We start from the raw sequence: 22,053 nt of genomic DNA on the forward strand, positions 1-22,053 counted from the left end.
TATGCCGCATCCGTCGGAAAGCAGGGGATTTGGACTATCAGTTATCCTTGAAACCTTAAGGAAACCCTCCCTTTAGTGGCCATATAGGCAGGGACGCGGCTCTCCCACACGAAGACACCCGAAATTAACGATGAATGTATTTCTTTTGTTAGCCCCCTCCCCTGGCGGCACGTGACGAAGCGGCCGCGGGTGGTCTAGGATCGTGGAATGACCGTTGCGCCGCCCTTGCCCTCCGTCCTGTTCGTCTGCCTCGGCAACATTTGCCGCTCGCCGCTCGCGGAGGCCGCCTTGCGCCATCATGCCGAGGCGACGGGACTGAACCTGCTGGTCGATTCCGCCGGCACGGGGTCATGGCACATCGGCAACGCCCCCGATCCGCGGTCGTGCGCCGAAGCCCTGCGCCACGGAATCGACATCGCGTCCTATCGCGCCCGGCAGGTGGAACGAGACGACTTCGCCCGGTTCGACCGCATCATCGCGCTCGACCGCAAGAACCTCGCCGACTTGCGACGGATCGCGCCGCCGAGCCCGCACGCCGGCCTCTCGCTCCTGCTCGACCATGTTCCGGGCATGACCGGCCAGGATGTCGTCGATCCCTATTTCGGCGGCCCCGAAGGCTTCGAGGAGACCTGGCGCCAGGTGAGCGAGGCCGCGCGCAATCTCGTCGAGGCGATCCGGCGGGATTCGCTCTAGAAGCGTCGCATCCAGTATTGCATCGGCTTGGCCGTCTGACCCGTTTCGCGGTGGTCCTTCCAGTCGAACCGTGTGACCAGCCCCGAAACCGGTGCATAGCCCCGCTTGCGCCAGAACCGGTCGAGCGGAACGTAGTCTGCCGGCCGGTCCGGGTGATCCGACGGACGCATGACGGCCGCGAACGTCGCTGCCGCAGCGCCGCATTTCCTGGCCTGCTCCTCGCGGTGATCGAAGAAGGCATGGCCGATGCCCTGCCCCCGGTATTCGGGCAGCAATACGGATTCCCCGAAATAGAACAGCCGCGAGACATCGAACCCGCGCATTTCGAAAGGCGCGCGGAATTCGGCTTTCTGCGCGGGCATGGGCGATGCCGTCGCCGCGCCCACGATCCTGTCGCCATCGCAGGCGGCAACGAGGATCCCGTCCGGCGCCTCGACGAATTCCCCGAGGTACGCGATCTCGTAGGCGTGATCGCCGTCGTAGAGGTAGGGCCATTCGGCAAAGACGCTCATGCGCAATGCCGCGAGAGCGTCGACGGCAGCCAGAATCTGCTCTCCGGTCAGAGCTCGGATGACAACGGTCATTTTCGGGCGATCCTCACGTCATGTACATGGCCAGCCATGTGGCAACCAGCGCGGGGCGTTCCTGCCCTTCGATCTCGACGCTTGCCTGTACCGTCTCACGATAGCGGCCCGGCTGCGTTTCCTCAATGTCCAGCGTTGTAAAGCGACCGCGAATGCGGTCTCCGACATGAACCGGCGAAAGAAAGCGCACCCCGTCGAGCCCGTAGTTCATCGCCATCTTCAGCCCGGGACATGGCCGCAGTCCGGCATTCATCCGCATCGGCGACATCAGCGACAGCGTAAGGAAGCCATGGGCGATGGTCCGCTCCATACCGACTGCGCGGGCGGCATCGCCATCGACGTGCAGGAAATTCCAGTCGCGCGTCACATCGGCAAAGCCCGAAATCATCGCCTGGTCCACCGTGACCCAGTCGGAAACCGCCGGACATCCGACGACGCTGGCGATCCAGCCGGCGATCGTTTCGTCCCCCTGCTCTCCCATCCCGCATTCTCCCCCGTTCTAATGCCGCCATCGTGCACAAAAGCGCGGTATCCACCAAGTGCAGAGCGGGTAGTTTGCTTTTGACCCGGCTTGCACTATATGCGCGAGCAATTGCCCCGGCCCGGAATGTCGCCCGCGACTCCATCGAGCCGGGGTTTGCTCTTTTACCGTTGCAAGGACGAAACCCATGTCCCGTCGCCGCCAGATCTATGAAGGCAAGGCCAAGATCCTCTACGAAGGTCCCGAGCCCGGCACGCTGATCCAGTACTTCAAGGACGATGCCACTGCGTTCAACGCGCAGAAGAAAGGCACGATCCAGGGCAAGGGCGTCATCAACAATCGCATCAGCGAGTACGTCTTCACGCGCCTCAACCACATCGGCGTGCCCAACCACTTCATCCGCCGCCTGAACATGCGCGAGCAGCTGGTGCGGCAGGTGGAAATCATCCCGATCGAGGTGGTGGTGCGCAACGTCGCGGCCGGTTCCATCTCCAAGCGCCTCGGCATTCCCGAGGGCGAGATGCTGCCGCACACGCTGATCGAATACTACTACAAGGACGATGCCCTCGGCGATCCGATGATCGCCGAGGAACACATCCGCTGCTTCGGCTGGGCCGGGCATGACGAGATGCAGGACATCGCCGACATGGCGATCCGCGTGAACGACTTCATGTGCGGCATGTTCGCGGCGATCAACATCCGCCTGATCGACTTCAAGCTGGAATTCGGCCGTATCTGGGACGGCGACTTCAGCCGCGTGATCCTGGCCGACGAGATCAGCCCCGACGGCTGCCGCCTGTGGGACATGCACACCGGCGAAAAGCTCGACAAGGACCGCTTCCGCCGCGATCTGGGCGGCGAGGAAGAAGCCTATCAGGAAGTCGCCCGTCGTCTCGGCCTGCTGCAGGACGACAACGGCCCGAGCGAGGTCTTCGACCTGTCCAAGCACCGCAAGCTGCGCGGCAAGTAAGCCCCCACCGGGCACGAAACGAATTGAGCCAAGGGGCCGGATCGCGGGCAAATGCGATCCGGCCCCTTGTTATGTTCGGGCCGCTGGGGCACTCCTGACGCGATGAGAGGACTCCTGATCGCTGTCCTCGCCGCGCTGCTGCCTGCGCCGCTCGCCGCGAGGGATACCTCCAACGACGACACCCGCTGGGCTTTCGAGAAGAGCGACATCCCGGTCGATCCGGACTTTCGCTTCGGACGCCTGGACAACGGCATGCGCTACATCGTTCGCCACAACGCCACGCCGGCAGGCACCGGCGTCGTCCGCATGGAAGTCGAGGCCGGATCGCTGGACGAGAGCGACAGCGAGCGCGGTTATGCCCACTTCGTCGAACACATGGCCTTCAACGGCTCCACGCACGTCCCCGAAGGCGAGATGATCAGGCTGCTCGAGCGCGACGGGCTGGCGTTCGGGGCCGATACCAACGCCTCGACCGGCTTCGAGCGCACCGTCTACAAGCTCGATCTGCCGCGCAACGACCCGGCGCTACTGGATACCGCGCTGATGTTGATGCGCGAAACCGCGAGCAACCTTACGATTTCGCAGGGCGCGGTCGAACGCGAACGCGGCGTCGTGCTGTCGGAAATGCGCGACCGCAACACCTGGAGTTACCGCAACGCCTTTGCTTCCACGCATTTCTTCTATCCCGCCTCGCGCTATGGCGAGCGCTTCCCGATCGGCACGGCCGAGACGCTGAAGGCGGCCACCAGCGCTTCGCTGCGCAGTTTCTACCAGCGCGAATACGTGCCTTCCCATGCCGTTCTCGTGGTCGTCGGCGATTTCGACACCGCTGCGGTGGAAGCCGGCATCCGCCGCCACTTCGCCAGCTGGAGCCCCGCCCTCGCGGAAAAGCAGCCCGATGCGGGGCCGGTCTATCGAATGGACAGGGATCGCAGCGAGATTTACCTCGACCCCGCCCTGTCCGAGCGCATGACGGTGCTGCGCAACGGCCGCTACCGGGACGAGCCCGACACGATTGCCGAACGCCAGGAAAACCTCCTGCGCACCATCGGCTACCGGATCGTCAACCGGCGGCTGCAACGTCTGGCCCGCTCGGCAAAGCCGCCCTTTCGCGATGCCGGCTTCGGCACGGGCGACGTGTTCAAGGCTGCCCGCTCGACGCGGCTGATCGTCGACACGGTCGATGGCGCATGGCAGCGCGGACTGGAAACGGCGGCGCGGGAATACCGCCGCGCGCTGGCCCATGGCTTCACGCAGGACGAGGTTACCGAGCAGATCGCCCGTATCCGCACATCGCTCGTCGATGCCGCCGGCGCGGCCGAAACACGCTCGAACGGGACGCTCGCCAGCGCGGCGCTGTCGCTCGTCAACGATGCGATCGTGCCCTCGACGCCAGCCTCTGCTCTTGAACGCTTCGAGGCGTTCGCCCCCGGGATCACGCCCGAGGTCGTGATGGCCGCCATGAAGCGCGAAGCGATACCGCTCGAAAAGCCGCTGATCCGTTTCCAGGGCCGCGTCGCCCCCGAAGGTGGCAGCGAAGCGATCCAGGAGACCTGGCGCCGCGTGATGCGCGAGACCATCGTCAGGCAGCCCCCCACCGCGACGGCATCGTTCGACTACACGGACTTCGGCCCTCCCGGAGAGGTCGTAAGCGACAGGCGCGAACCGGAACTGGGTATCCGCGAGGTGCGCTTCGCCAACGGGGTGATGCTCAACCTCAAGCATACCGACATCGAGAAGGACAAGGTCAGGATCAGCCTCGCCGTGGACGGCGGCGACATGCTCGATACCAAGGCCGACCCGCTGGCAAGCGAAATGGCGCCCTATCTGGCGGAAGGCGGCCTTGGCAAGCACAGCCGCGACGAACTCGATTCGATCCTTGCCGGGCGGACCGTCGGCCTCGGGCTGTCCCGCGGTGCCGCGACATTCGACACGCGGGTCCGCACCACGCCACGCGATCTCGAACTGCAGCTCGACCTGATGACGGCCCTGATCCGCGACCCCGGCTACCGCCCGGAAGGCGAGGTGCAGTATCGCCAGTCGGTCAACAACTACTTCGCGCAACTGCGGGCGACGCCATCCTCCGCGCTGGAGGCGGATCTGGGCGCCATCCTGTCCGACAACGATCCACGCTTCAGCCTGCAGCGGGTCGAGGACTATCGCCACCTGACCTTCGCCAAGCTGCGCCAGGACATCGGCGACCGGCTGGCGCGCGGTGCGATCGAAGTGGGCGTTGTCGGCGATATAGACGAAGACCGCGTGATCGCGCTGGTCGGAGAGACGCTGGGCGCCCTGCCCCCGCGCGAAGCGGCCTTTCGCAGCTATTCCGACCAGCCGCCGCGCATGTTCACGACAGACCGATCCACTCGCGTGATCCGCCATACCGGACCTGCCGACCAGGCACTGCTCAGGATCGTCTGGCCAACGCGGGACGACAGCGACCCGCTCGACACGCTGCGGCTGGAGATGCTCGAACGTGTCATACGCGTGGAACTGACCGATCAATTGCGCGAGGCGCTCGGCAAGGCCTATTCGCCTTCCGCCAGCAGCTATGCCTCACGGCACTGGAAAGGCTATGGCGTGTTTTCCGTCAATGCCTCGGTCGACGTCGCCGACGTTCCCGCCACGCGCGCCGCGATCCAGCGCGTCGTGAGCGCGCTGAATACTGCTCCCGTCAGCGCCGACATGTTTCGCCGCGCCCGCCAGCCGCTGCTCGAATCGCTGCACAATGCGCTCAAGAGCAACGGGGGCTGGCTCTCGCTGGTCGACCGCGCCCAGACCGAGCCCGACCGCATCGACCGCTACGAAATGGCGAAGGAACGCCTGCTCGCCCTAACCCCGGCGGACATCACAATCGTCGCCCGACGCTATCTGGCGCCCGGTGCGGGGCTGGAAGTGCTGGTACTGCCCGAAGGCGTGGCGGTTCCAGAGTAGAGTGCAATTACCCTTGAATGAAGCATTCGTCATTGCGAGCGAAGCGAAGCAATCCAGAGCGTTGTGACGCCGCTCTGGATTGCCGCGGCCCTACGGGCCTCGCAATGACGATTCGAGGTAAAACGATCACACGCCAGGAGCCAATCGCCTGGTGCTCCCCTTGCCGATCAGGGCGCGTGGTTGGGACGCGTCGGGCGTCCGGTCTTCTCCGCCCATTCCTCGATCAGGCCATCGTAGAGCGGGTGTTCGATCAGCTCGTACTTTTCGGGGAAGTTGAAGTTGCCCGAAAGCATGCGGCCTTCCTCCTTGAGCTCGCGCATGAGCTTGAGGTGGTTGGCTGCAGCCGTCACCCAGCCGCCGGTTGCCATGTTGAAGGCCGTATCGGGCAGGCTGAAGCCCATCGTCGCAACGGGGATCTTCGATCCGAAGGCCTTGACGAGTTCGGGCACCCAGTCGGGGCGCGGCGGGTAGAACAGCGCGTCGGCACCGGCTTCCATATAGGCATGGCCCCGCTTGATCGCCTCTTCCATGCTGCCGGTGCCGCCACCGCCCATCTCGCTGGTGTAGAGCTCGTCACACCGCGCGATAATCACGAAATCCTGGCCGCTGTCACGCTGCGCCCGGCGGGCCGCATCGATGCGCGCCTGCTGGTCCTCGATCGCGCACAGTCCATTGACGTGCTTGGAATGCTTGGGATTGCGCTCGTCCTCGACGTGGAAGCCGGCAATGCCCTGTTGGATGTATCGGCGCGTGAAGTGATAGGCATCGGCCACCGTCTCGCCCAGCGTATCGGCGTCCGCGATAAGCGGGATCGACATCACGTGGGCAATGCGCGCGGCCTGCTCGATCTGCTCGACCTGGCTGTACACGCCATTGTCGGGCACCGCGTAGTGGAAGGCGGAGCAGGCATGGCCGCCCAGATAGGCGGCAGGAAAACCGACGTGCTCGACAATGCGGCCGGTAATCGCCGAAAAGACGTCGCCGCACACGAAGTGCTCGCCGCTTTCGAGCAGCGCGCGCAGTTTCTCTCCAGGTGTCGGCATCGTCTCGTCTCCCCTTTTGCACGTGGCGCTCGGCGCCTGGGGACAGGGCTTGCACGACGGCGCGAGAGAGGCAAGTCGCGGCGCTTGTCTGGAACGGTTATCGGCGGGGCGGTAGCTACGCGATCCGTTCTAGCGCCGGTATCAACTCGTCGAAATGGTCGATCACCGCCGCGGCGCCAAGATCGAGCGGCGGCCTGTCGTTGAACCCGAAGCTGACGGCCACGCAAGGCAGGCCCGCCGCAGCGGCCGCTCCTGTATCGTAGGTCGTGTCGCCGACATAGGCAGCCCTGCCTCCGCCCGCGCGCTCCAGCATCAGGTTCAGCAGATCGGGACGCGGCTTGGCCCGTCCCGGCCCGAGCGTATCGCCGCCGATGACCGTGTAGAACCGGCTGGTGAGGCCCAGGTCCTTGAAGATCTTCACGGCAAAGCGCTCCAGCTTGTTGGTCACGACCGCGAGCTTCACGCCGCGTTGCGCCAGTCCGTCCAGCATCGCCTCGCCGCCCGGGAACAGCCGCGTTTCAACGGCGATGTTGTCCTCGTAGAAATCGAGCAGCGACTGGTGCAGCTCATCGAAACGCGCTTCGGCCACGCTGCCTCCGGTGACTTCCAGCGCCTTGGCCAGCATCTTCTTCGCCCCGCCGCCGATCAGGTCGCGCACTGCGCTTGCGGGAATGGCCGGGCGTCCTTCGATGGAAAGCGCGTGGTTCACCGCGTGGGCGAGATCACCGTGACTGTCGAGGAGAGTTCCGTCGAGATCGAAGCCGACGATTTCAAAGGGAAAGGAAGTCATGGCCACCCCACTGAAGGGTTGGTGTAGAAACTGCAACAAATTGCTGGCAGATGACGATTATGACTTCTGCCAGTACCCCCCTCGCCATCATCGTCCTTGCCGCAGGCAAAGGCACCCGCATGAAGAGCAACCTGCACAAGGTGCTCCATCCCATCGCGGGCCGCCCGATGCTCGAACACCTGCTGGCCAGCGCGCAGGACCTGTCGCCCGAGCGTCAGGTCGTCGTCGCCGGGCACGGGCGCGAACAACTGGAACAGGCGCTGGGTGCGCGCGCGACGATCGCGGTGCAAGAACCCCAGCTCGGCACCGGCCATGCCGTGCAGCAGGCCGAGCAGGCGCTGACCGGCTTCGAGGGCGATGTGCTCATCCTCTACGGCGACGTGCCTTTCGTGCAGGCGGAGACGATGCGCGCGATGATCGAGCGGCTCCATGCGCCCGATGCCCCGGCCGTCGTCGTGCTCGGCTTCGAACCGGAAGACCCGCTGCAATACGGTCGCGTGCTCGCCCATGACGATGGCCGCATCGCGATGATGGTCGAGTACAAGGACGCCAACGAGGAACAGCGCGCCTGCCGCCTGTGCAATTCGGGGCTGATGGCGGTGAAGTCAGCCGACCTGTTCGGCCTGCTTGCCAAGGTCGGCAACGACAATTCGCAAGGCGAATACTACCTCGTCGACATCGTCAACATCGCCACGCTCGAAGGGCGCACCTGCGCCGTTATCGTGACCGATGATGCCGACGAGGTGGGCGGGATCAACAGCCGGAGCGAACTCGCCGAAGCCGAGGTTCGCTGGCAGAAAAAGCGCCGCGTACAGGCCATGGACGATGGTGTGTCGCTGATCGCGCCCGAAACCGTGTTCTTCGCCTGGGACACGCAGCTGGGACGCGACGTGACCATCGAACCCAACGTCGTGTTCGGTCCCGGGGTCACCGTGGCGGACAATGTGGTCATCCACGCCTTCTCGCACCTCGAAGGCGCGACGCTGGAAAGCGGCACCTCGATCGGCCCTTATGCCCGCCTGCGCCCCGGTGCCGTGCTCAAGGCCGGCGCGAAAATCGGCAACTTCGTCGAAATGAAGCAGGCGGTGCTGGGTGAAGGCGCAAAGGCCAACCACCTCACCTACCTTGGCGATGCCGAAGTGGGCGCGGGCGCCAACATCGGCGCGGGCACGATCACCTGCAACTACGACGGCTATTTCAAGCACAGGACGGTGATCGGCGAGCGCGCCTTCATCGGCTCGAACAGCGCGCTGGTGGCGCCGGTGAAGATCGGCGCGGACGCGATCGTCGCGGCGGGCAGCGCCGTCACCCGCGACGTTGCCGACGGCGAGCTACGCCTCGTGCGCGGCGAACAGCTGGTCAAGCCCGGCTGGGCCGACCGTTTTCACGACGCCATGAAGAAGAAAAAGGCCGACCAGAAGAAGCCGCGCTGAGACGGGAGCGGCCGCACCTGCGACCGCTCGACCCGCCGAAGCGTTACGAACCGATCGCCTTCTTGCGGGCAATGTAACCCAGTTCGATCCTGGCCGCTTCGTTGTCCGGCTCGTATTCCTGCGACTGGCGGAACAACCGCTCCGCATCGTCGAGATCGCCCATCGCAATCTTGTTGTAGCCCATCCCGCGCAGGGCCCGCGCCGCCAGCGACGCATCGTGGCCGGCCGGGTCCTTGTCGACGATGGCCCAGGCCTGGGCGAACAGATCGTAGCTCTTCTGCCACTGGCGCCGCGACTTGAACAATTCGGCATATTCGTTGACATAGTGGGCGTTGCCCGGCGCCATCTTCGTGGCCTCGCGCAGCTCCACTTCGGCAAGGTCGCCGCGTCCAAGATCGATCAGCGCAAACCCCTTGCCGAAGTGTGCATCGCAGACGGCCCCCTCGACGAGCACCACCTTGTCCGCGTCCGCCTTGCCGGCATTGCGATCGGTGCGGCACAGGCGCGCACGGGTATCGCCAGCAAGCGACTGGTCGACCGACGCAATGACGCTGTCGAAAAGCCGGACGGCCTTCGCCTGCTTGCCACTGCGGATCATGTCGAAGGCCTTGTCCACCTGCGCGTCGACATCGAGGCCCGTTCCCGGCTTCATGCCGTGCCCCAGAGCGACGGCAAGCGCCGTAGTCTCGGGTATGCTGCCCGACGACGAACTCTGCCCGACCGTAGCGGCCTGGGCCGCGCCGGCAAACAACAGACACACTACTCCTGCAAACGCACTTCTGATGAGCATCGGCGTATTTCCTCTCCCCAAAACACCGATACTGCGCCGGTCTTTGCCGGGGCCTTGCTGTCAGGCGTAACGCGTCAGACAGTGTTCGTTGAAGTCCCTAGAATATCCGACCGGCGTGGTTTGACAAGTCGCATTGCTGAAATCACATCGTCACACGCCGCATCAATGACACCTTACGTCCCTCTTTCGCGCCACATGGAGACCACACGATGACGAACAGTCCCTGGAGCCACTCCCGCAGTTCATCGATTGCCGACGACGTCGACTTCGAAATCAGGGGGCAGGAACTGCAGTTCGTCGAGATCGAACTGGACCCCGGCGAAAGCGCGGTGGCGGAAGCCGGCGCGATGGTCTGGAAGGATTCCGACATCGAGATGTCGACGGTGTTCGGCGATGGATCGGGCGGTGAAGGCAGCGGCTTCATGGGCAAGCTGCTGGGGGCGGGCAAGCGCCTCGTCACCGGCGAAAGCCTGTTCACGACCGTCTTCACCCACCACGGCAAGGGCAAGGCCCGCGTGGCCTTCGCAGCCCCTGTTCCCGGCGCGATCCTGCCGATCAAGCTCGACGACGTGGGCGGACGGCTGATCTGCCAGAAGGATGCCTTCCTCGCCGCCGCGCGCGGCGTTTCTATCGGCGTCCACTTCCAGAAGCGGATCATGACCGGCCTGTTCGGCGGCGAAGGCTTCATCATGCAGAAGCTGGAAGGCGATGGCTGGGTCTTCGTGCAGATGGGTGGCACCGTGATAGAGCGCGAACTGCAGGCCGGGGAAGAACTGCACATCGACACCGGCTGTGTCGCCGCCTTCACATCGGGCGTCGATTTCGACCTGATCCGTGCCGGTTCGGTCAAGTCGATGATCTTCGGCGGTGAAGGCGTGTTCTTCGCGCGCCTGCGCGGTCCCGGCAAGGTCTGGATCCAGTCCCTGCCTTTCTCGCGCCTCGCCGGCCGCATGCTCGCGGCCGCACGCCCGGTTGGCGGCCAGAGCCGCGGCGAAGGTTCGCTTCTGGGCGGCCTGGGCGATCTGCTCGACGGCGATTGAGCCGTTCTTTCCACAAGCACGCCTACCGGCTTGACATCTAAACCTCTTCTCAAGCTTGTATCGGCAGGTTCAAGCCTCCAATTGCTTGGTTATCACGGTTAAGGCAGCAAACTCGGCACATGTGTGGCATCATCGGCATCGTCGGCAAGGAAGACGTGGCGGACCGTCTGGTCGACGGCCTCAGGAGAATGGAATACCGGGGCTATGACAGCGCCGGCGTCTGCACGGTCCATGATGGGCAACTGATCCGGCGCCGTGCCGAAGGCAAGCTGCTCAATCTCGTCAAGGAACTGGTCAGGGACCCGGCGCTGGGGGTAACCGGCATTGCCCACACCCGCTGGGCCACCCACGGCGCGCCGACCGCCGCCAACGCCCACCCGCACGCCACTGCGGAACTGGCGCTGGTGCACAACGGCATCATCGAAAATTTCAAGCCCCTGCGCGAGGGACTGGAAGCACGCGGCCGTACTTTCGAGAGCCAGACCGACACCGAAGTGGTCGCACACCTCGTCTCCGAGCAGATCGAGGCGGGCCGCTCGCCGCAGGAAGCCATGAAGATCGTCCTGCCCCAGCTTCGCGGCGCCTTCGCGCTGGCCATCGCCTTCCGCCGCTTCCCCGACATGCTGATCGGCGCGCGCCTCGGCTCGCCGCTGGTGGTCGGCTACGGCGAAGGCGAGACCTATCTGGGGTCCGATGCGCTCGCGCTTGCTCCGCTCACCCAGCGGATTTCCTACCTCGATGAAGGCGACTGGGTCGTCATCACCCGCGACGGCGCCCGGATCTACGATGTCGACAACAATCCGGTCGAACGCGAGATCGTCTCGTCCGGCGCATCGGCGGTCGCCATCGAAAAGGGCAATTATCGCCACTTCATGCAGAAGGAGATCTTCGAGCAACCGACCGTAGTGGCACAGACGCTCAACAGCTACGTGCGGCAGGTCGACCAGTCGGTGGCGCTGCCGCAGATCGATTTCGATCTCTCCCGGGTCAATCGCATCACCATCGTGGCCTGCGGCACCAGCTACTACGCCGGCATGGTCGCCAAGTACTGGATCGAAAGCTTCGCGCGCGTGCCGGTCGACATCGATGTCGCGTCCGAGTTCCGCTACCGCGACCCGGTCCTCGAATCGGGCGGCCTGGCCCTCTTCATCTCGCAATCGGGCGAAACGGCGGATACGCTTGCCGCGCTGCGCCACTGCAAGGCGGCCGGGCAGACAATCGCCGTCGTCGTCAACGTGCCGACCAGTTCCATGGCCCGCGAGGCGGACCTGCTGCTGCCCACCCACGCGGGACCGGAAATCGGCGTCGCCTCGACCAAGGCCTTCACTTGCCAACTCGCCGTTCTCGCCGCCCTCGCCGCGCGGCTGGCCGTGCTGCGCGGGCGCATGGACCGCGCCGAGGAGACCGAAGTGGTCAGGCACCTCGTCGAGACGCCCGCCTGTCTCAACGCGGCCCTCGCCCACGACGAGGAGATCGCGGACATGGCGCACCTCATCGCCCCGGCTCGCGACGTGCTCTACCTGGGCCGTGGACCGGACTTCCCATTGGCTCTCGAGGGTGCACTCAAGCTCAAGGAAATCAGCTACATCCATGCGGAAGGCTATGCTTCGGGCGAAATGAAGCACGGCCCCATTGCGCTAATCGACGAAGCCGTTCCGGTCATCGTCCTGGCCCCGTCCGGGCCTCTCTTCGAAAAGACCGTCTCCAACATGCAGGAAGTGCGCGCGCGTGGCGGCAAGGTCGTGCTGATCTCCGACGCTGAAGGCATCGCGGAGGCTGGCGAAGGCTGCATCGCCACGATCGAGATGCCCAAGGTGCACCCGCTGATCGCGCCGCTGGTCTATGCCGTACCGGTCCAGTTGCTCGCCTATCACGTCGCCTGCGTGAAAGGCACCGACGTCGACCAGCCGCGCAATCTCGCCAAGAGCGTCACCGTTGAATAAAAACGCGACACGGGCCTCTGCCCGCTGCCAGTAAAACCGAAAAACTGAAATCAACGGCAAACGCTTTACCGAGTAATAACCCTTGTTCGAGTATCCGAGCCAGTGTGAACACTAGGACTCTTTCGAACAAGACGCTCCCCAAGGAGCTTCCCGTGTTGGCCGTGCTCGGCCTGTCCGATCCGGCGGATGGCGATTGGACGCGTCTGCGTGGGCTGCAGTATTCCAGCCTGAGCGCGACGACGTTCGCCCGCATCGCCACGCAGGCCGCGGCCATACTCGCCACCGCCGCCCTGTTGATGGGCCAGGTGAACAGCATGATGCTGCTCGGGTGGATTGCGGTAGTGGCGGCCACGTTGTGGCACAGCTTCCGGGTCGACCGTTCGCTGACCGATGCCGACCGACGCCGGCTGTCGCGTGGCGAGGTCCACATGCAAATGGTCGGCGCCGTCGTCAACGGGCTTGCATGGGCCGTGCCGCTGGGATTCTTCGGCTTCTTCGTGGATTCGCAGACCCAGGTGAAGCTGTGGACCGTGATCGCCATGCTGATGACGGCATCCGCGATCCTGCTGCCCGCCGTACCCATGAGCACGCTGCTCTTCGCCGGCATCGTGGGCGGTTCCACGTTCGTCTATTTCCTGTTCACCCAAAGCTACGACATGGCGGCGATCGCCGTGATCTTCACGGGCACGATCTTCGTCGGCGCCATCGAAGGCGCGCGGCGCTATATCGCCACCAAGGTCGCCGAAGCCGGCATTCTGGAGAAGAGCGAGGTCGTCTCGCTGCTGCTGCGCGAATTCGAGGAAGGCGAGGCGGACTGGCTCTGGCAGATCGACACGGCGCGCCGCGTGCGCGCGGTCTCTCCACGATTCGCGTTTGCCCTGGGCCGCGATCCCGCGGAAATCGAGGGCACGCCCTTCATCCAGCTTGTCGCCGGATCGGCATGGGAAACCGGACAGTTCCACTCGAGCCTGCACGACCTCGCCGAGCGCCTGAAGCGCCGCGAGAATTTCTCCAACCAGCTCGTGCGCGTCATGATCGGTGGCGAAGCGCGCTGGTGGGAGCTTTCGGGCACGCCCCGCTACAACGAGGATGGCATCTTCGACGGTTTTCGCGGTGTCGGCTCGGACGTCACCGAGGCGCGCGAGAATTCCGACAAGATCGCCTGGCTGGCCCGCTACGACACGCTCACCGGCCTGCCCAACCGCATGATGCTTACCGAAGCGCTGGGCGAGGCGCTGGACTATGCCGAAAAGTGGCGCACGCGCTGCGCGTTCCTGATGATCGACCTCGACCGGTTCAAGGCGGTCAACGATACCCTCGGGCACCTCGTCGGCGACCAGCTGCTCGCGCGCGTCTCCGAGCGGCTCAAGGAGCAGATGAGCGAGAACGAGTTGTGCGGTCGCCTCGGCGGTGACGAGTTCGCCATCGTCATCCGCGACGCTTCCGATCTCCAGCACGTCGACCGTGTCGCCAGTCAGGTCATCCATCGCCTTTCGCAGCCCTACGAGATCGACCACCACACCCTCTACGTCGGGGCTTCGGTCGGTTCGGCCATCGGCCCGCGCGACGGTTCGACCGTCGAGACGCTGATGCGTAACGCCGACCTCGCGCTCTATCGGTCGAAGGACACCGGCGGCAACGCCCACTTCACCTACGAGCCGGCGCTGCATGCCCATGCGGAAGAACGCCGCCAGCTGGAATTCTCCCTGCGCCACGCGCTCGAGAGAAACGAATTCACCGTGGTCTACCAGCCCGTGGTCGATGCCCAGAACGAAAGCGTCGTCAGCTTCGAGGCGCTGCTGCGCTGGACCAGCAAGGACCATGGCTTCGTCAGCCCGGCCAAGTTCATTCCGCTGGCCGAGGATACCCGCCTGATCGTGCCGATCGGCGAATGGGTGCTGCAGCAGGCCTGCAGCGAAGCGATGAACTGGCCCGATCACGTGCGCGTCGCGGTCAACGTCTCGGGCGAGCAACTGCTCGATCAGAACTTCACCTCGACGGTCGTCACCGCGCTGGCCCAGAGCGGCCTGCCCGCCCGTCGTCTCGAGGTCGAGGTTACCGAGAGCATCTTCCTGCGCGATGCCACCCTTGCCCGCTCCGCACTGGAGCAGGTCATGGCACTGGGCTGCGGCGTCGCGCTCGACGACTTCGGCACCGGCTATTCCTCGCTCGGCTACCTGCGCAAGCTGCGCTTCTCGACGATCAAGGTGGACCGCTCGTTCGTCCAGGGTGCCGCGACCGGCAACCCCGAAAGCCTCGCGATCATCCGTGCCGTCGTCGCCATGGCGGACAGCCTCGACATGTCGACCACCGCCGAAGGCGCGGAGACCGAGAAGGAAGTCGAGATGATCCGCAAGCTCGGCTGCCGGAAGATCCAGGGCTACTTCTTCGGTCGCCCGATGCCCGCCGAGGATGCCGAGGCGCTGTTCCGCAATCCCGTCTATCTGGGAAAACACAACGCGGCCTGAGACGCGGGCGGCATGACAGGCAGCCGCGCTGCGGGATAACGCTTCAGCCCTGCCCTGCGCCCGGCAGGCGCAGTTCGCGCTCCAGCTTCAGCGCTTCGCGAAAGCCGCGATCGTGGCTGACGCACAGGATCGCGCCGTCGTAGGCCTGCAGCGCCTCTTCCAGCAGCATCGTCGCATCCACGTCGAGATGGTTGGTCGGCTCGTCGAGGATCAGCATGCGCGGCGGCAAGGTTCGCGCGAACAGGCAGGCCAACGCCAGGCGCACGCGCTCGCCACCTGACAGGCTCTCCACCGTGCGATCGCCCCACCGGTTGCGGAATCCATAGACCGCCAGCGCGTCGTGTGCCTGCCCCGCCTGCATCTGCGGATTGTGCCGACGCATCGCCTCCAGCGCGCTTTCAGACCTTTCCAGCAGCGAAAGGTGCTGGTCGAGCAGGACGATGTCCTCGCGGTCCGCCGTCACGCTTCCCGCCTGCGGTTCCTCTTCGCCCTGCAACAAGCGGATCAGGCTGGTCTTGCCCGAGCCGTTGGGCCCGGTGAGCACGATCCGTTCAGGCCCGCGAACCGTCAGGTCCAGCGGACCGAACAGGTGCCGCCCGTCCCGCACGCAGGCCACCTGCCGGGCCTCGACCAGCACATGGCGCGGCGGCAGCCCGCAAGGCGGCAGCGCGATGCGGATCGGCACCAGCCGCTCCACATCCGCCTGTGCCCGCGCAAGGGCCTCCCCGGCCTGTTCCACGCTGCCATCGCCTACCGCGCGGTAGCGGGCGGCCGTCTGCTCCGCCCTCTGCTGGCGCGCGTGAAGCAGGATCTTCGGCTCCGAGGCGCGCGCGGCGAAGGCCCGGCCGCGCTTGTCGCGCCGCGCCTGCTTTTCCGCCTCGCGCTGCCGCTCGCGCCGCGCCGTCTTCACGGCTGCTTCCGCCTTTTCGAGTGTCCGTACCGCCTGCGCCCGCTGCGCGCCGCGCTGTTGCTCGAAAGCGCTCCATCCGCCGCCCACGACATGAACGCCGGCCTGCGTCAGTTCGACGATGCGGTCGACATGTTCGAGCAGGGCGCGATCGTGGCTCGCGACCAGCACCGGCCCATGCCAGCGCCCGATCAGGTCGATCACCGCGTCGCGTCCGGCATCGTCCAGATTGTTTGTCGGCTCGTCGAGCAGCAGCACGTCGGTATCGTCCAGCAGCAATGCCCCCAGCATCACGCGCATGCGCTCGCCCCCGCTCAGAACGGCCAGCGGCCTGCCGGGTTCGAGCGGCGCGAGACCCACCGAGGCCAGCGCCGCATCGAGGCGCGAGGGCAGCGTCCAGTCCGCCTGCGCGTGATCCTCGTCGGAGGCCGTGCCACGCTCTATCCGCTCCAGGCAGGCCAGCGCCTCCCCGCCGAGCAGATCGCCGACCGTGCGCATGCCGGTCGGCGGCAACTGGCGCAGGAAGCCGACCTTGCCCCGGCAGGTGATCCTGCCCTGCACGACGCCCCCCTGCCCGGCAATCGCCGCAAGCAGCGTCGACTTGCCCGAACCGTTGCGCCCGACAAGCCCCACGCTTTCACGCGCAAGCGAAAGGTCGAGATCCGAAAAGAGAAGAGTACCATCCGGCGTCGCACAGGCGACGCCATCGAGAGTAAGGTATGTCATAAGAACACCAAGCAAGCATGAGCAGGAAATCCGCGCTGTTTGCTTAGTTGTTCATGACACTTTCCCTCGTGGTTGCGGTGCGCAGTTAGGATACTGCGGCAGGAATTGCAAGCTGCTGGAAAACGTGGCGCCGTACTTCAGACCTTTGGAGAAAGTCTCATCGGCGCACGCAAACAGGAATTCGCGTCGTTCCCGTCACAATCCCAAGGTCGAAAGGCTTTTCTCGATCACTTCGCGCGCGCGTGTGTGTGAAAAGGGAAACGAGCGGAAAAAGGTCTCCGCGCTGAGCGCGGGATCGGCCTGACGCGCGCGGGCCAGCCAGTTACGGGCCTGATCCCGTTTGCCCACCAGCTGCACGGTTAAGGCCGCAATCAACGTGATATGCTTGTGGGCGCCGGGCATCATCGCCGCACGTGATCCGAATTCTGCCGCATGCTCGTAATCGCCGAGCTGGACATGCGTGAGTGCACGGCCCGAGACCATGGCATAGGCCAGCGGGTCGAGCGGGCTCAGCTCGAGCGCGAGCTTGAGATCCGCGTCCGCCGCTTCGGGCTTGCCCGCCATGATGCTCACCAGCCCGCGGTTGTAGACCCCTTGGGCGTAGCTCGGGCTCAGGCTGGTTGCGCGATCGAACCAGCCGATGGAGTCCTCCAGCAGACCGTCCAGCCAGAAACTGCGGCCGACATTGAAATGCGCGAAGGGATCGAGACGGTCGGCTTCGAGTGCACGGTGAGCGAGCGCGCGGGCAGTCTCCCGCTCGGCCTCCGGGTCCTCCGCGAAGCCCAGGAACGCATTCTGGAAATGGGTGAAGGAGAGCCCGCCGAGGGCCCGCGAAAAATAAGGATCGCACGCCAGCGACCGTTCGAACAATCGCGCCGCGTGGGCGTTGTCGGCCTGCGTGAAGCGATACATGTGGTCGATCCCCAGATGGAAGGCTCCCCATGCGTCGAGTTCGGCGGGGGGCCGGCCTCGGGCGATACGGACTTCGTTGCGGGGGATCTGGACTTCGAGGGCCGCCACCACCCTTGCCTCGATCTCGGGCCGCATGTCCTGCAGTTCAGCCAGATCGCCACGATAGTGCTCGGCCCAGATTGTCTCCCCGTCGCCCGTGTCGACCAGCGTTATCGCAACAGTCACGGCGTTGCCCGCCAGTTCGATCGTACCAACGAGGCAATAACGCACGGCCAGTTCGCGTCCCACCGCGAGCGGGTCCACGTCCGCGCCGCGAAAGCGAAAGCTCGAACCACGAGCAATGACGAACAGCCAGTGTAGCCGCGAAAGGTCCATGATGATGTCGGCCGGCAGCGCATCGCCGACAATGTCGTGCGGTCCTGGCTCGCCGATCATCAGGAAAGGCAATACGGCGATCGAGGGACGCCCCTGCCGGGCGTTCAGCAGCGCGGTGGTGATCGCGGATGCCGAAGCGACTTCCGGCTGCAACGATGCCTGGAATGCGGGCCGTGCCACGTCGCACTCGGTCACCTCTCCGACGAAGCGAAAGCCCTTGCCATGGATCGTGCGGATCAGCCGTTGCTGGCTCCCGTCGTCGCCGATGGCCTTGCGCGCGGCCTTGATCCGGGCCGCGACCGCGGATTCGGAAACGATCCGTCCGTCCCAGATCCTGTCGATGATCTCGTCCTTGCCGAGCATCCGCTCGCGGTTTCCAGCCAGCAGGATCAACAGCGAGAGAACCTGCGGTTCGACATGCACGGGGTTGCCGTCCGACCGCAATTCGAAGCGGGCGGCGTCCAGTTCGAATGTTTCGAATCGGTAGATGCGCGGGCCAAATCCGGTCAAGCGCCCCCCCTTTCCCTGAATTCTTCAAGAAAAGGTCAGATATCTTCACGCCGACGTCAAGCAGCGCCAGACAAGGCGCTGTATTCCTTGAACATCGGAAACAGCCGATGCGCCAAATGAACAAGGAGAACAGAAATGCCTCTCGTCACCATCGATGTCATCAAGAACGTCTTCACCGAAGAACAGAAGCATGCCCTGATCGACAATGTCACCGAAGCGATGATCGCCGTCGAAGGCGAAGCCATGCGCCCGGTCACCTGGGTCCGGATCATGGAAGTCGAACAGGGCGACTGGGCAATCGGCGGCCAGCGCCTCGGCGCGGCGGACGTCCATGCCATGGCCGGCAAGAAAGCCGCCTGACCTTGCCGACACCCCGTCAAACGGCAGGGCCGTGCCTGTGGCGCAGCCCTGCTCCGTTTCCGGTCAGGGACACGGCCAGCAGGATCGCTTACGCCCCGACCAGCCCCCTGATCGCGCTTTCGAACAGCGCACGGCCGTCGGTGCCGCCGTGGGTCGCCTCGATGGCGCGCTCGGGGTGCGGCATCATGCCCAGCACGTTGCCGGCGGCGTTGAGCACGCCGGCGATCTGGCGGGCCGAACCGTTGACGTCTTCCATGTAACGGAAGGCGACCCGGCCTTCGCCTTCGAGACGATCCAGCGTCTCCTCGTCGGCGAAGTAGTTGCCGTCGTGGTGCGCCACGGGGATCGCGATTTCCTGTCCCGCCTCATAGCCGCTGGTGAACAGCGACTGCGCGTTTTCCACCTTCAGCCTCACGTCGCGGCAGACGAAGCGGATCACCGAATTGCGCAGCAGCGCGCCGGGCAGCAGTCCGCTTTCTGTCAGCACCTGGAAGCCGTTGCACACGCCGAGCACCGGCACGCCCTTGTCGGCGGCGGCGATCACCGCCTGCATCACCGGCGAGCGCGAGGCGATGGCGCCGCAGCGCAGATAGTCGCCATAGGAAAAGCCACCGGGCAGCGCGATGAAGTCCAGCCCCTCGGGCAGGTCGTGGTCGCCATGCCACACGCGCAGTGCCGGGGTGCCCGAGACCTTCTCCAGCGCATCCGCCATGTCGCGGTCGCAGTTGGAGCCGGGAAAGGTGATGACGGCGGAGCGGAAGGCCATCAGGCGGCCACCTTCTCGATGCGGTAGTTCTCGATCACCATGTTGGCGAGCAGCTTGCGGCACATGTCGTCGAGCGCCTCGTCGGTCGTGCTGTCGGCGACGTCGAGCTCGAACAGACGTCCGGCGCGCACGTCGTTTACGCCGGAAAAGCCCAGGCCTTCGAGCGAATGGTGGATGGCCCGCCCCTGCGGATCGAGCACACCGGGCTTCAGACTGACGTGGATGCGGACTTTCATCGCAGGGCCTTTCGCTTACGAGCGGGCAGATTCGTTTGATGCGCCTATGACTCCTGAGGCGCATCAGGGCAAGCCGTGCTATGGGCGCCGCTGTTGAACAGGCCCCCCGATGGCCGAAACGGAGCAGTGCATGTCGATTTCCTTCGCCGGTCAGGTCGCGATCGTCACCGGAGCGGGCAATGGCCTTGGCCGCGCCTATGCGCTGGATCTGGCCCGCCGGGGCGCAAAAGTGGTCGTCAACGACCTCGGCGCCGCGCGCGACGGCAGCGGCCATTCGGACGCGGCGCTCGCCGTGGTAGAGGAAATCCGCAGCCAGGGCGGCGAGGCGATGGCCGACGGTGGCGACGTTTCCGACTTCGCGCAGATGCAAGTCCTGGCCGAGCGCGTCGTCAGGGACTGGGGCGGCGTGCATGTCCTCATCAACAACGCGGGCATCCTGCGCGACCGCACCTTCGCCAAGATGGACCCGGCCGATTTCGAGCTCGTGCTGCGCGTCCACCTGCTCGGCAGCGCCTTTGCGACCAAGGCCGTGTGGAACACGATGCGCGAGCAGAACTACGGCCGGGTGCTGATGACCACCTCGTCCACCGGGCTCGGCGGCAATTTCGGGCAGGCGAACTATGGCGCGGCCAAGGCGGGCGTGCTGGGCCTTGCCCGTACGCTGCGACTGGAAGGTGCCAGGCACGACATCCGCGTCAACTGCATCGCCCCCACCGCCGGCACACGCATGACCGCCGACATCTTCCCGGACGAGGCCTACAAGGCCTTCGAACCCGAAGGCGTCGTGCCCGCAGCCGTCTTCCTGGTGTCGAAGGATGCCCCCACCGATGCGATCGTGGCGGCAGGCGGCGGCGTATTCCAGAGCGCCTTCATCACCATGAACGACGGCATGCTGCTGCCCGAGGCCGAACGCACCGCGGAAGGCTTCGCAAGGGCCTGGCCGAAAATCCGCGAGCGGGCGGGAGACCACGTGTTCGAGAACGGCATGGAGCAATCACACCATGCGCTGTCGATGCTGCTGAAATCGCAGCATTAAACTCCAGCAAGGTGGATTGACTAAAGCTGCTGCGGTCTCTCAAGAAGAAGCATGGCGCTACTGAAGCTCGATCATGGACTGCGCGTGCTCGAACGGCGCAGTTTGATCGCGACTTATGCGATCTACGCATACATAGCGCTTTCTTTCGCAATGATCGTGATGCTGTACGGCGGCATGGCCAATTGGCAGGGCTTTTACGGCAGCATCGACCTCGTTACAATCAGCGCGCTGACGACCGTGGTTTACTGGGCCGGAACGCTTTTTGCCGCCATCGTGATCCTGATGTGGATATACCGTGCCCACGCAAACCTGTTTGCGGCTGGCATGGAGGGCCTGAAATATACGCCAGGCTGGTCTGTCGGCTGGTTCTTCATTCCCATCGCCAACTTCTTCGAACCGTTTCAAGCCATGCGCGAACTTCTGCAAGTCAGCCGCTACGGAAACAAGCCGATGATGCGCGACCTGCCGGAACTCGTGCCTTGGTGGACGTTCTTTGTCGGCAGCAATGTCATCGGTACCGTGAATGGAACGGCCTTCGTTGCCGACGATGTGCAATATCTTCTTGCCGCAGTGACACTGGTTCTGGACATCGCTGCAGCGTGGTGCCTGCTTCAAATCGTACGCGTGGTTACGCGAGCACAGACCGAACGCCTTTCCATGAGCCACACCTTCGTCTGAAGCTCAGTCCTCCACCACCTTCAGCAGCTTGCGTTCCAGCGGGCTGAGCACGCCGGCCAGTTCGTGCCCGCGCTTGAGGACTTGCCCGGCCTCGCCGAACAGCGCCCACATGCCCTGCTTGTTGCGCAATCCCGGGCGCTTCTCGATACGGGCCTGGGGCCGCTCGGCGGCGCGACGGAAGGCGCAGAAGCTGGCCGCGTCCTTGCCAAAGTCCACGGCATAGTCGCGCCACATGCCGGCCGCGACCATGCGGCCGTAGAGATCTAGAATGCGCTGGAGTTCGAACCGGTCGAAGCCGATCTGCAACGGGGCCCGGCCGGGAAAGGCTAAGACGCTACCGGAATGGGGACTGGTACCGATCGGACCTGCCGCCATTCA

20 protein-coding genes are annotated in these 22,053 nt (G+C 64.9%); 10 read left to right on the forward strand and 10 right to left on the reverse strand.

Annotated features, from left to right (window positions below; all coding sequences use genetic code 11):
- The first annotated feature begins 207 nt into the window (after window positions 1-207).
- A complete protein-coding gene (locus tag NZK81_RS12930; RefSeq protein WP_260046505.1) occupies window positions 208-693 on the forward strand; it encodes a low molecular weight protein-tyrosine-phosphatase in 486 nt (161 codons plus the stop codon).
- Here the strand turns inward: NZK81_RS12930 and NZK81_RS12935 are convergent.
- Complete coding sequence (locus NZK81_RS12935) at window positions 690-1,277, reverse strand: GNAT family N-acetyltransferase (RefSeq protein ID WP_260046506.1); 588 nt, start codon at window positions 1,275-1,277, stop codon at window positions 690-692. The genes NZK81_RS12930 and NZK81_RS12935 overlap by 4 nt on opposite strands.
- Window positions 1,278-1,290: 13 nt before the next feature.
- On the reverse strand, window positions 1,291-1,758 hold the full coding sequence (locus NZK81_RS12940) for a MaoC family dehydratase (protein WP_260046507.1): 468 nt from the start codon (window positions 1,756-1,758) through the stop codon (window positions 1,291-1,293).
- A gap of 187 nt (window positions 1,759-1,945) precedes the next feature.
- On the opposite strand from NZK81_RS12940, the gene purC reads away from it, so the two are divergent.
- The gene (purC, locus tag NZK81_RS12945) at window positions 1,946-2,728 is read left to right on the forward strand and encodes a phosphoribosylaminoimidazolesuccinocarboxamide synthase (protein ID WP_243994459.1); all 783 of its coding nucleotides are present in this window, start codon (window positions 1,946-1,948) and stop codon (window positions 2,726-2,728) included.
- 102 nt (window positions 2,729-2,830) lie between these two features.
- Window positions 2,831-5,662, forward strand: coding sequence for a M16 family metallopeptidase (locus NZK81_RS12950; RefSeq protein ID WP_260046508.1), 2,832 nt, complete (start codon window positions 2,831-2,833; stop codon window positions 5,660-5,662).
- Between the two features lie 167 nt (window positions 5,663-5,829).
- Here the strand turns inward: NZK81_RS12950 and NZK81_RS12955 are convergent, their stop codons facing one another.
- A complete protein-coding gene (locus NZK81_RS12955) occupies window positions 5,830-6,705 on the reverse strand; it encodes an isocitrate lyase/PEP mutase family protein (RefSeq protein ID WP_260046509.1) in 876 nt (291 codons plus the stop codon).
- 115 nt (window positions 6,706-6,820) lie between these two features.
- The gene (locus tag NZK81_RS12960) at window positions 6,821-7,495 is read right to left on the reverse strand and encodes an HAD-IA family hydrolase (protein ID WP_260046510.1); all 675 of its coding nucleotides are present in this window, start codon (window positions 7,493-7,495) and stop codon (window positions 6,821-6,823) included.
- A 59-nt stretch (window positions 7,496-7,554) separates the two neighbouring features.
- On the opposite strand from NZK81_RS12960, the gene glmU reads away from it, so the two are divergent.
- On the forward strand, window positions 7,555-8,928 hold the full coding sequence (glmU, locus tag NZK81_RS12965) for a bifunctional UDP-N-acetylglucosamine diphosphorylase/glucosamine-1-phosphate N-acetyltransferase GlmU (RefSeq protein ID WP_260046511.1): 1,374 nt from the start codon (window positions 7,555-7,557) through the stop codon (window positions 8,926-8,928).
- Between the two features lie 43 nt (window positions 8,929-8,971).
- On the opposite strand, the gene NZK81_RS12970 is transcribed toward glmU, so the two are convergent.
- Window positions 8,972-9,688 carry a tetratricopeptide repeat protein gene (locus NZK81_RS12970; protein ID WP_260046512.1) on the reverse strand — a complete coding sequence of 239 codons (717 nt, stop codon included), beginning with the start codon at window positions 9,686-9,688 and terminating at the stop codon, window positions 8,972-8,974.
- 239 nt (window positions 9,689-9,927) lie between these two features.
- Between NZK81_RS12970 and NZK81_RS12975 the strand changes: the two genes are divergently transcribed.
- The 3 genes from NZK81_RS12975 (at window position 9,928) to NZK81_RS12985 (ending at window position 15,169) form a co-directional block, all read left to right on the forward strand.
- On the forward strand, window positions 9,928-10,758 hold the full coding sequence (locus NZK81_RS12975) for a TIGR00266 family protein (RefSeq protein ID WP_260046513.1): 831 nt from the start codon (window positions 9,928-9,930) through the stop codon (window positions 10,756-10,758).
- A gap of 119 nt (window positions 10,759-10,877) precedes the next feature.
- On the forward strand, window positions 10,878-12,701 hold the full coding sequence (gene glmS, locus NZK81_RS12980; protein ID WP_260046514.1) for a glutamine--fructose-6-phosphate transaminase (isomerizing): 1,824 nt from the start codon (window positions 10,878-10,880) through the stop codon (window positions 12,699-12,701).
- 161 nt (window positions 12,702-12,862) lie between these two features.
- Window positions 12,863-15,169, forward strand: a complete 2,307-nt coding sequence (locus NZK81_RS12985) for a putative bifunctional diguanylate cyclase/phosphodiesterase (protein ID WP_260046619.1) — start codon at window positions 12,863-12,865, stop codon at window positions 15,167-15,169.
- Window positions 15,170-15,212: 43 nt separating this feature from the next.
- Here NZK81_RS12985 and NZK81_RS12990 read toward each other — a convergent pair whose 3' ends face one another.
- Together NZK81_RS12990 and NZK81_RS12995 are read right to left on the reverse strand one after the other, a co-directional pair.
- Window positions 15,213-16,802, reverse strand: a complete 1,590-nt coding sequence (locus NZK81_RS12990; protein WP_260046515.1) for an ABC-F family ATP-binding cassette domain-containing protein — start codon at window positions 16,800-16,802, stop codon at window positions 15,213-15,215.
- Window positions 16,803-16,997: 195 nt separating this feature from the next.
- On the reverse strand, window positions 16,998-18,599 hold the full coding sequence (locus NZK81_RS12995) for a winged helix-turn-helix domain-containing tetratricopeptide repeat protein (protein ID WP_260046516.1): 1,602 nt from the start codon (window positions 18,597-18,599) through the stop codon (window positions 16,998-17,000).
- 135 nt (window positions 18,600-18,734) lie between these two features.
- Here NZK81_RS12995 and NZK81_RS13000 point away from each other — a divergent pair, with 135 nt between their 5' ends.
- On the forward strand, window positions 18,735-18,959 hold the full coding sequence (locus NZK81_RS13000; protein WP_260046517.1) for a tautomerase family protein: 225 nt from the start codon (window positions 18,735-18,737) through the stop codon (window positions 18,957-18,959).
- A gap of 88 nt (window positions 18,960-19,047) precedes the next feature.
- Here NZK81_RS13000 and purQ read toward each other — a convergent pair whose 3' ends face one another.
- Both purQ and purS read right to left on the reverse strand, forming a co-directional pair.
- Window positions 19,048-19,725: a phosphoribosylformylglycinamidine synthase subunit PurQ gene (gene purQ / locus NZK81_RS13005; protein WP_260046518.1), complete on the reverse strand. Its 678-nt coding sequence runs from the start codon at window positions 19,723-19,725 to the stop codon at window positions 19,048-19,050.
- Window positions 19,725-19,961 carry a phosphoribosylformylglycinamidine synthase subunit PurS gene (gene purS / locus NZK81_RS13010; protein ID WP_260046519.1) on the reverse strand — a complete coding sequence of 79 codons (237 nt, stop codon included), beginning with the start codon at window positions 19,959-19,961 and terminating at the stop codon, window positions 19,725-19,727. The genes purQ and purS overlap by 1 nt, the downstream gene beginning before the upstream one ends.
- Window positions 19,962-20,091: 130 nt before the next feature.
- Between purS and NZK81_RS13015 the strand changes: the two genes are divergently transcribed.
- Both NZK81_RS13015 and NZK81_RS13020 read left to right on the forward strand, forming a co-directional pair.
- The gene (locus tag NZK81_RS13015) at window positions 20,092-20,997 is read left to right on the forward strand and encodes an SDR family NAD(P)-dependent oxidoreductase (RefSeq protein ID WP_260046520.1); all 906 of its coding nucleotides are present in this window, start codon (window positions 20,092-20,094) and stop codon (window positions 20,995-20,997) included.
- 51 nt (window positions 20,998-21,048) lie between these two features.
- On the forward strand, window positions 21,049-21,675 hold the full coding sequence (locus NZK81_RS13020; RefSeq protein ID WP_260046521.1) for a DUF4328 domain-containing protein: 627 nt from the start codon (window positions 21,049-21,051) through the stop codon (window positions 21,673-21,675).
- Window positions 21,676-21,678: 3 nt separating this feature from the next.
- On the opposite strand, the gene NZK81_RS13025 is transcribed toward NZK81_RS13020, so the two are convergent.
- Window positions 21,679-22,050 (reverse strand): DUF2794 domain-containing protein, encoded by a 372-nt coding sequence (locus NZK81_RS13025; protein WP_260046522.1) that lies wholly within the window; start codon window positions 22,048-22,050, stop codon window positions 21,679-21,681.
- Window positions 22,051-22,053 lie beyond the last annotated feature (3 nt).

It is taken from the genome of Novosphingobium mangrovisedimenti (assembly GCF_025153475.1).
Classification (GTDB): domain Bacteria; phylum Pseudomonadota; class Alphaproteobacteria; order Sphingomonadales; family Sphingomonadaceae; genus Novosphingobium; species Novosphingobium mangrovi_A.

What these genes read in the sequence shown, in the direction of transcription:
- purS (WP_260046519.1), bottom strand. Translation starts at nt 19,961, where the DNA reads ATGAAAGTCCGCATCCACGTCAGTCTGAAGCCCGGTGTGCTCGATCCG.
- NZK81_RS13000 (WP_260046517.1), top strand. Translation starts at nt 18,735, where the DNA reads ATGCCTCTCGTCACCATCGATGTCATCAAGAACGTCTTCACCGAAGAA.
- NZK81_RS13020 (WP_260046521.1), top strand. Translation starts at nt 21,049, where the DNA reads ATGGCGCTACTGAAGCTCGATCATGGACTGCGCGTGCTCGAACGGCGC.
- NZK81_RS12940 (WP_260046507.1), bottom strand. Translation starts at nt 1,758, where the DNA reads ATGGGAGAGCAGGGGGACGAAACGATCGCCGGCTGGATCGCCAGCGTC.
- glmS (WP_260046514.1), top strand. Translation starts at nt 10,878, where the DNA reads ATGTGTGGCATCATCGGCATCGTCGGCAAGGAAGACGTGGCGGACCGT.
- NZK81_RS12950 (WP_260046508.1), top strand. Translation starts at nt 2,831, where the DNA reads ATGAGAGGACTCCTGATCGCTGTCCTCGCCGCGCTGCTGCCTGCGCCG.
- NZK81_RS12990 (WP_260046515.1), bottom strand. Translation starts at nt 16,802, where the DNA reads ATGACATACCTTACTCTCGATGGCGTCGCCTGTGCGACGCCGGATGGT.
- NZK81_RS12975 (WP_260046513.1), top strand. Translation starts at nt 9,928, where the DNA reads ATGACGAACAGTCCCTGGAGCCACTCCCGCAGTTCATCGATTGCCGAC.
- purC (WP_243994459.1), top strand. Translation starts at nt 1,946, where the DNA reads ATGTCCCGTCGCCGCCAGATCTATGAAGGCAAGGCCAAGATCCTCTAC.
- NZK81_RS12930 (WP_260046505.1), top strand. Translation starts at nt 208, where the DNA reads ATGACCGTTGCGCCGCCCTTGCCCTCCGTCCTGTTCGTCTGCCTCGGC.
- NZK81_RS12960 (WP_260046510.1), bottom strand. Translation starts at nt 7,495, where the DNA reads ATGACTTCCTTTCCCTTTGAAATCGTCGGCTTCGATCTCGACGGAACT.
- glmU (WP_260046511.1), top strand. Translation starts at nt 7,555, where the DNA reads ATGACTTCTGCCAGTACCCCCCTCGCCATCATCGTCCTTGCCGCAGGC.
- NZK81_RS12935 (WP_260046506.1), bottom strand. Translation starts at nt 1,277, where the DNA reads ATGACCGTTGTCATCCGAGCTCTGACCGGAGAGCAGATTCTGGCTGCC.
- purQ (WP_260046518.1), bottom strand. Translation starts at nt 19,725, where the DNA reads ATGGCCTTCCGCTCCGCCGTCATCACCTTTCCCGGCTCCAACTGCGAC.
- NZK81_RS13025 (WP_260046522.1), bottom strand. Translation starts at nt 22,050, where the DNA reads ATGGCGGCAGGTCCGATCGGTACCAGTCCCCATTCCGGTAGCGTCTTA.
- NZK81_RS13015 (WP_260046520.1), top strand. Translation starts at nt 20,092, where the DNA reads ATGTCGATTTCCTTCGCCGGTCAGGTCGCGATCGTCACCGGAGCGGGC.
- NZK81_RS12955 (WP_260046509.1), bottom strand. Translation starts at nt 6,705, where the DNA reads ATGCCGACACCTGGAGAGAAACTGCGCGCGCTGCTCGAAAGCGGCGAG.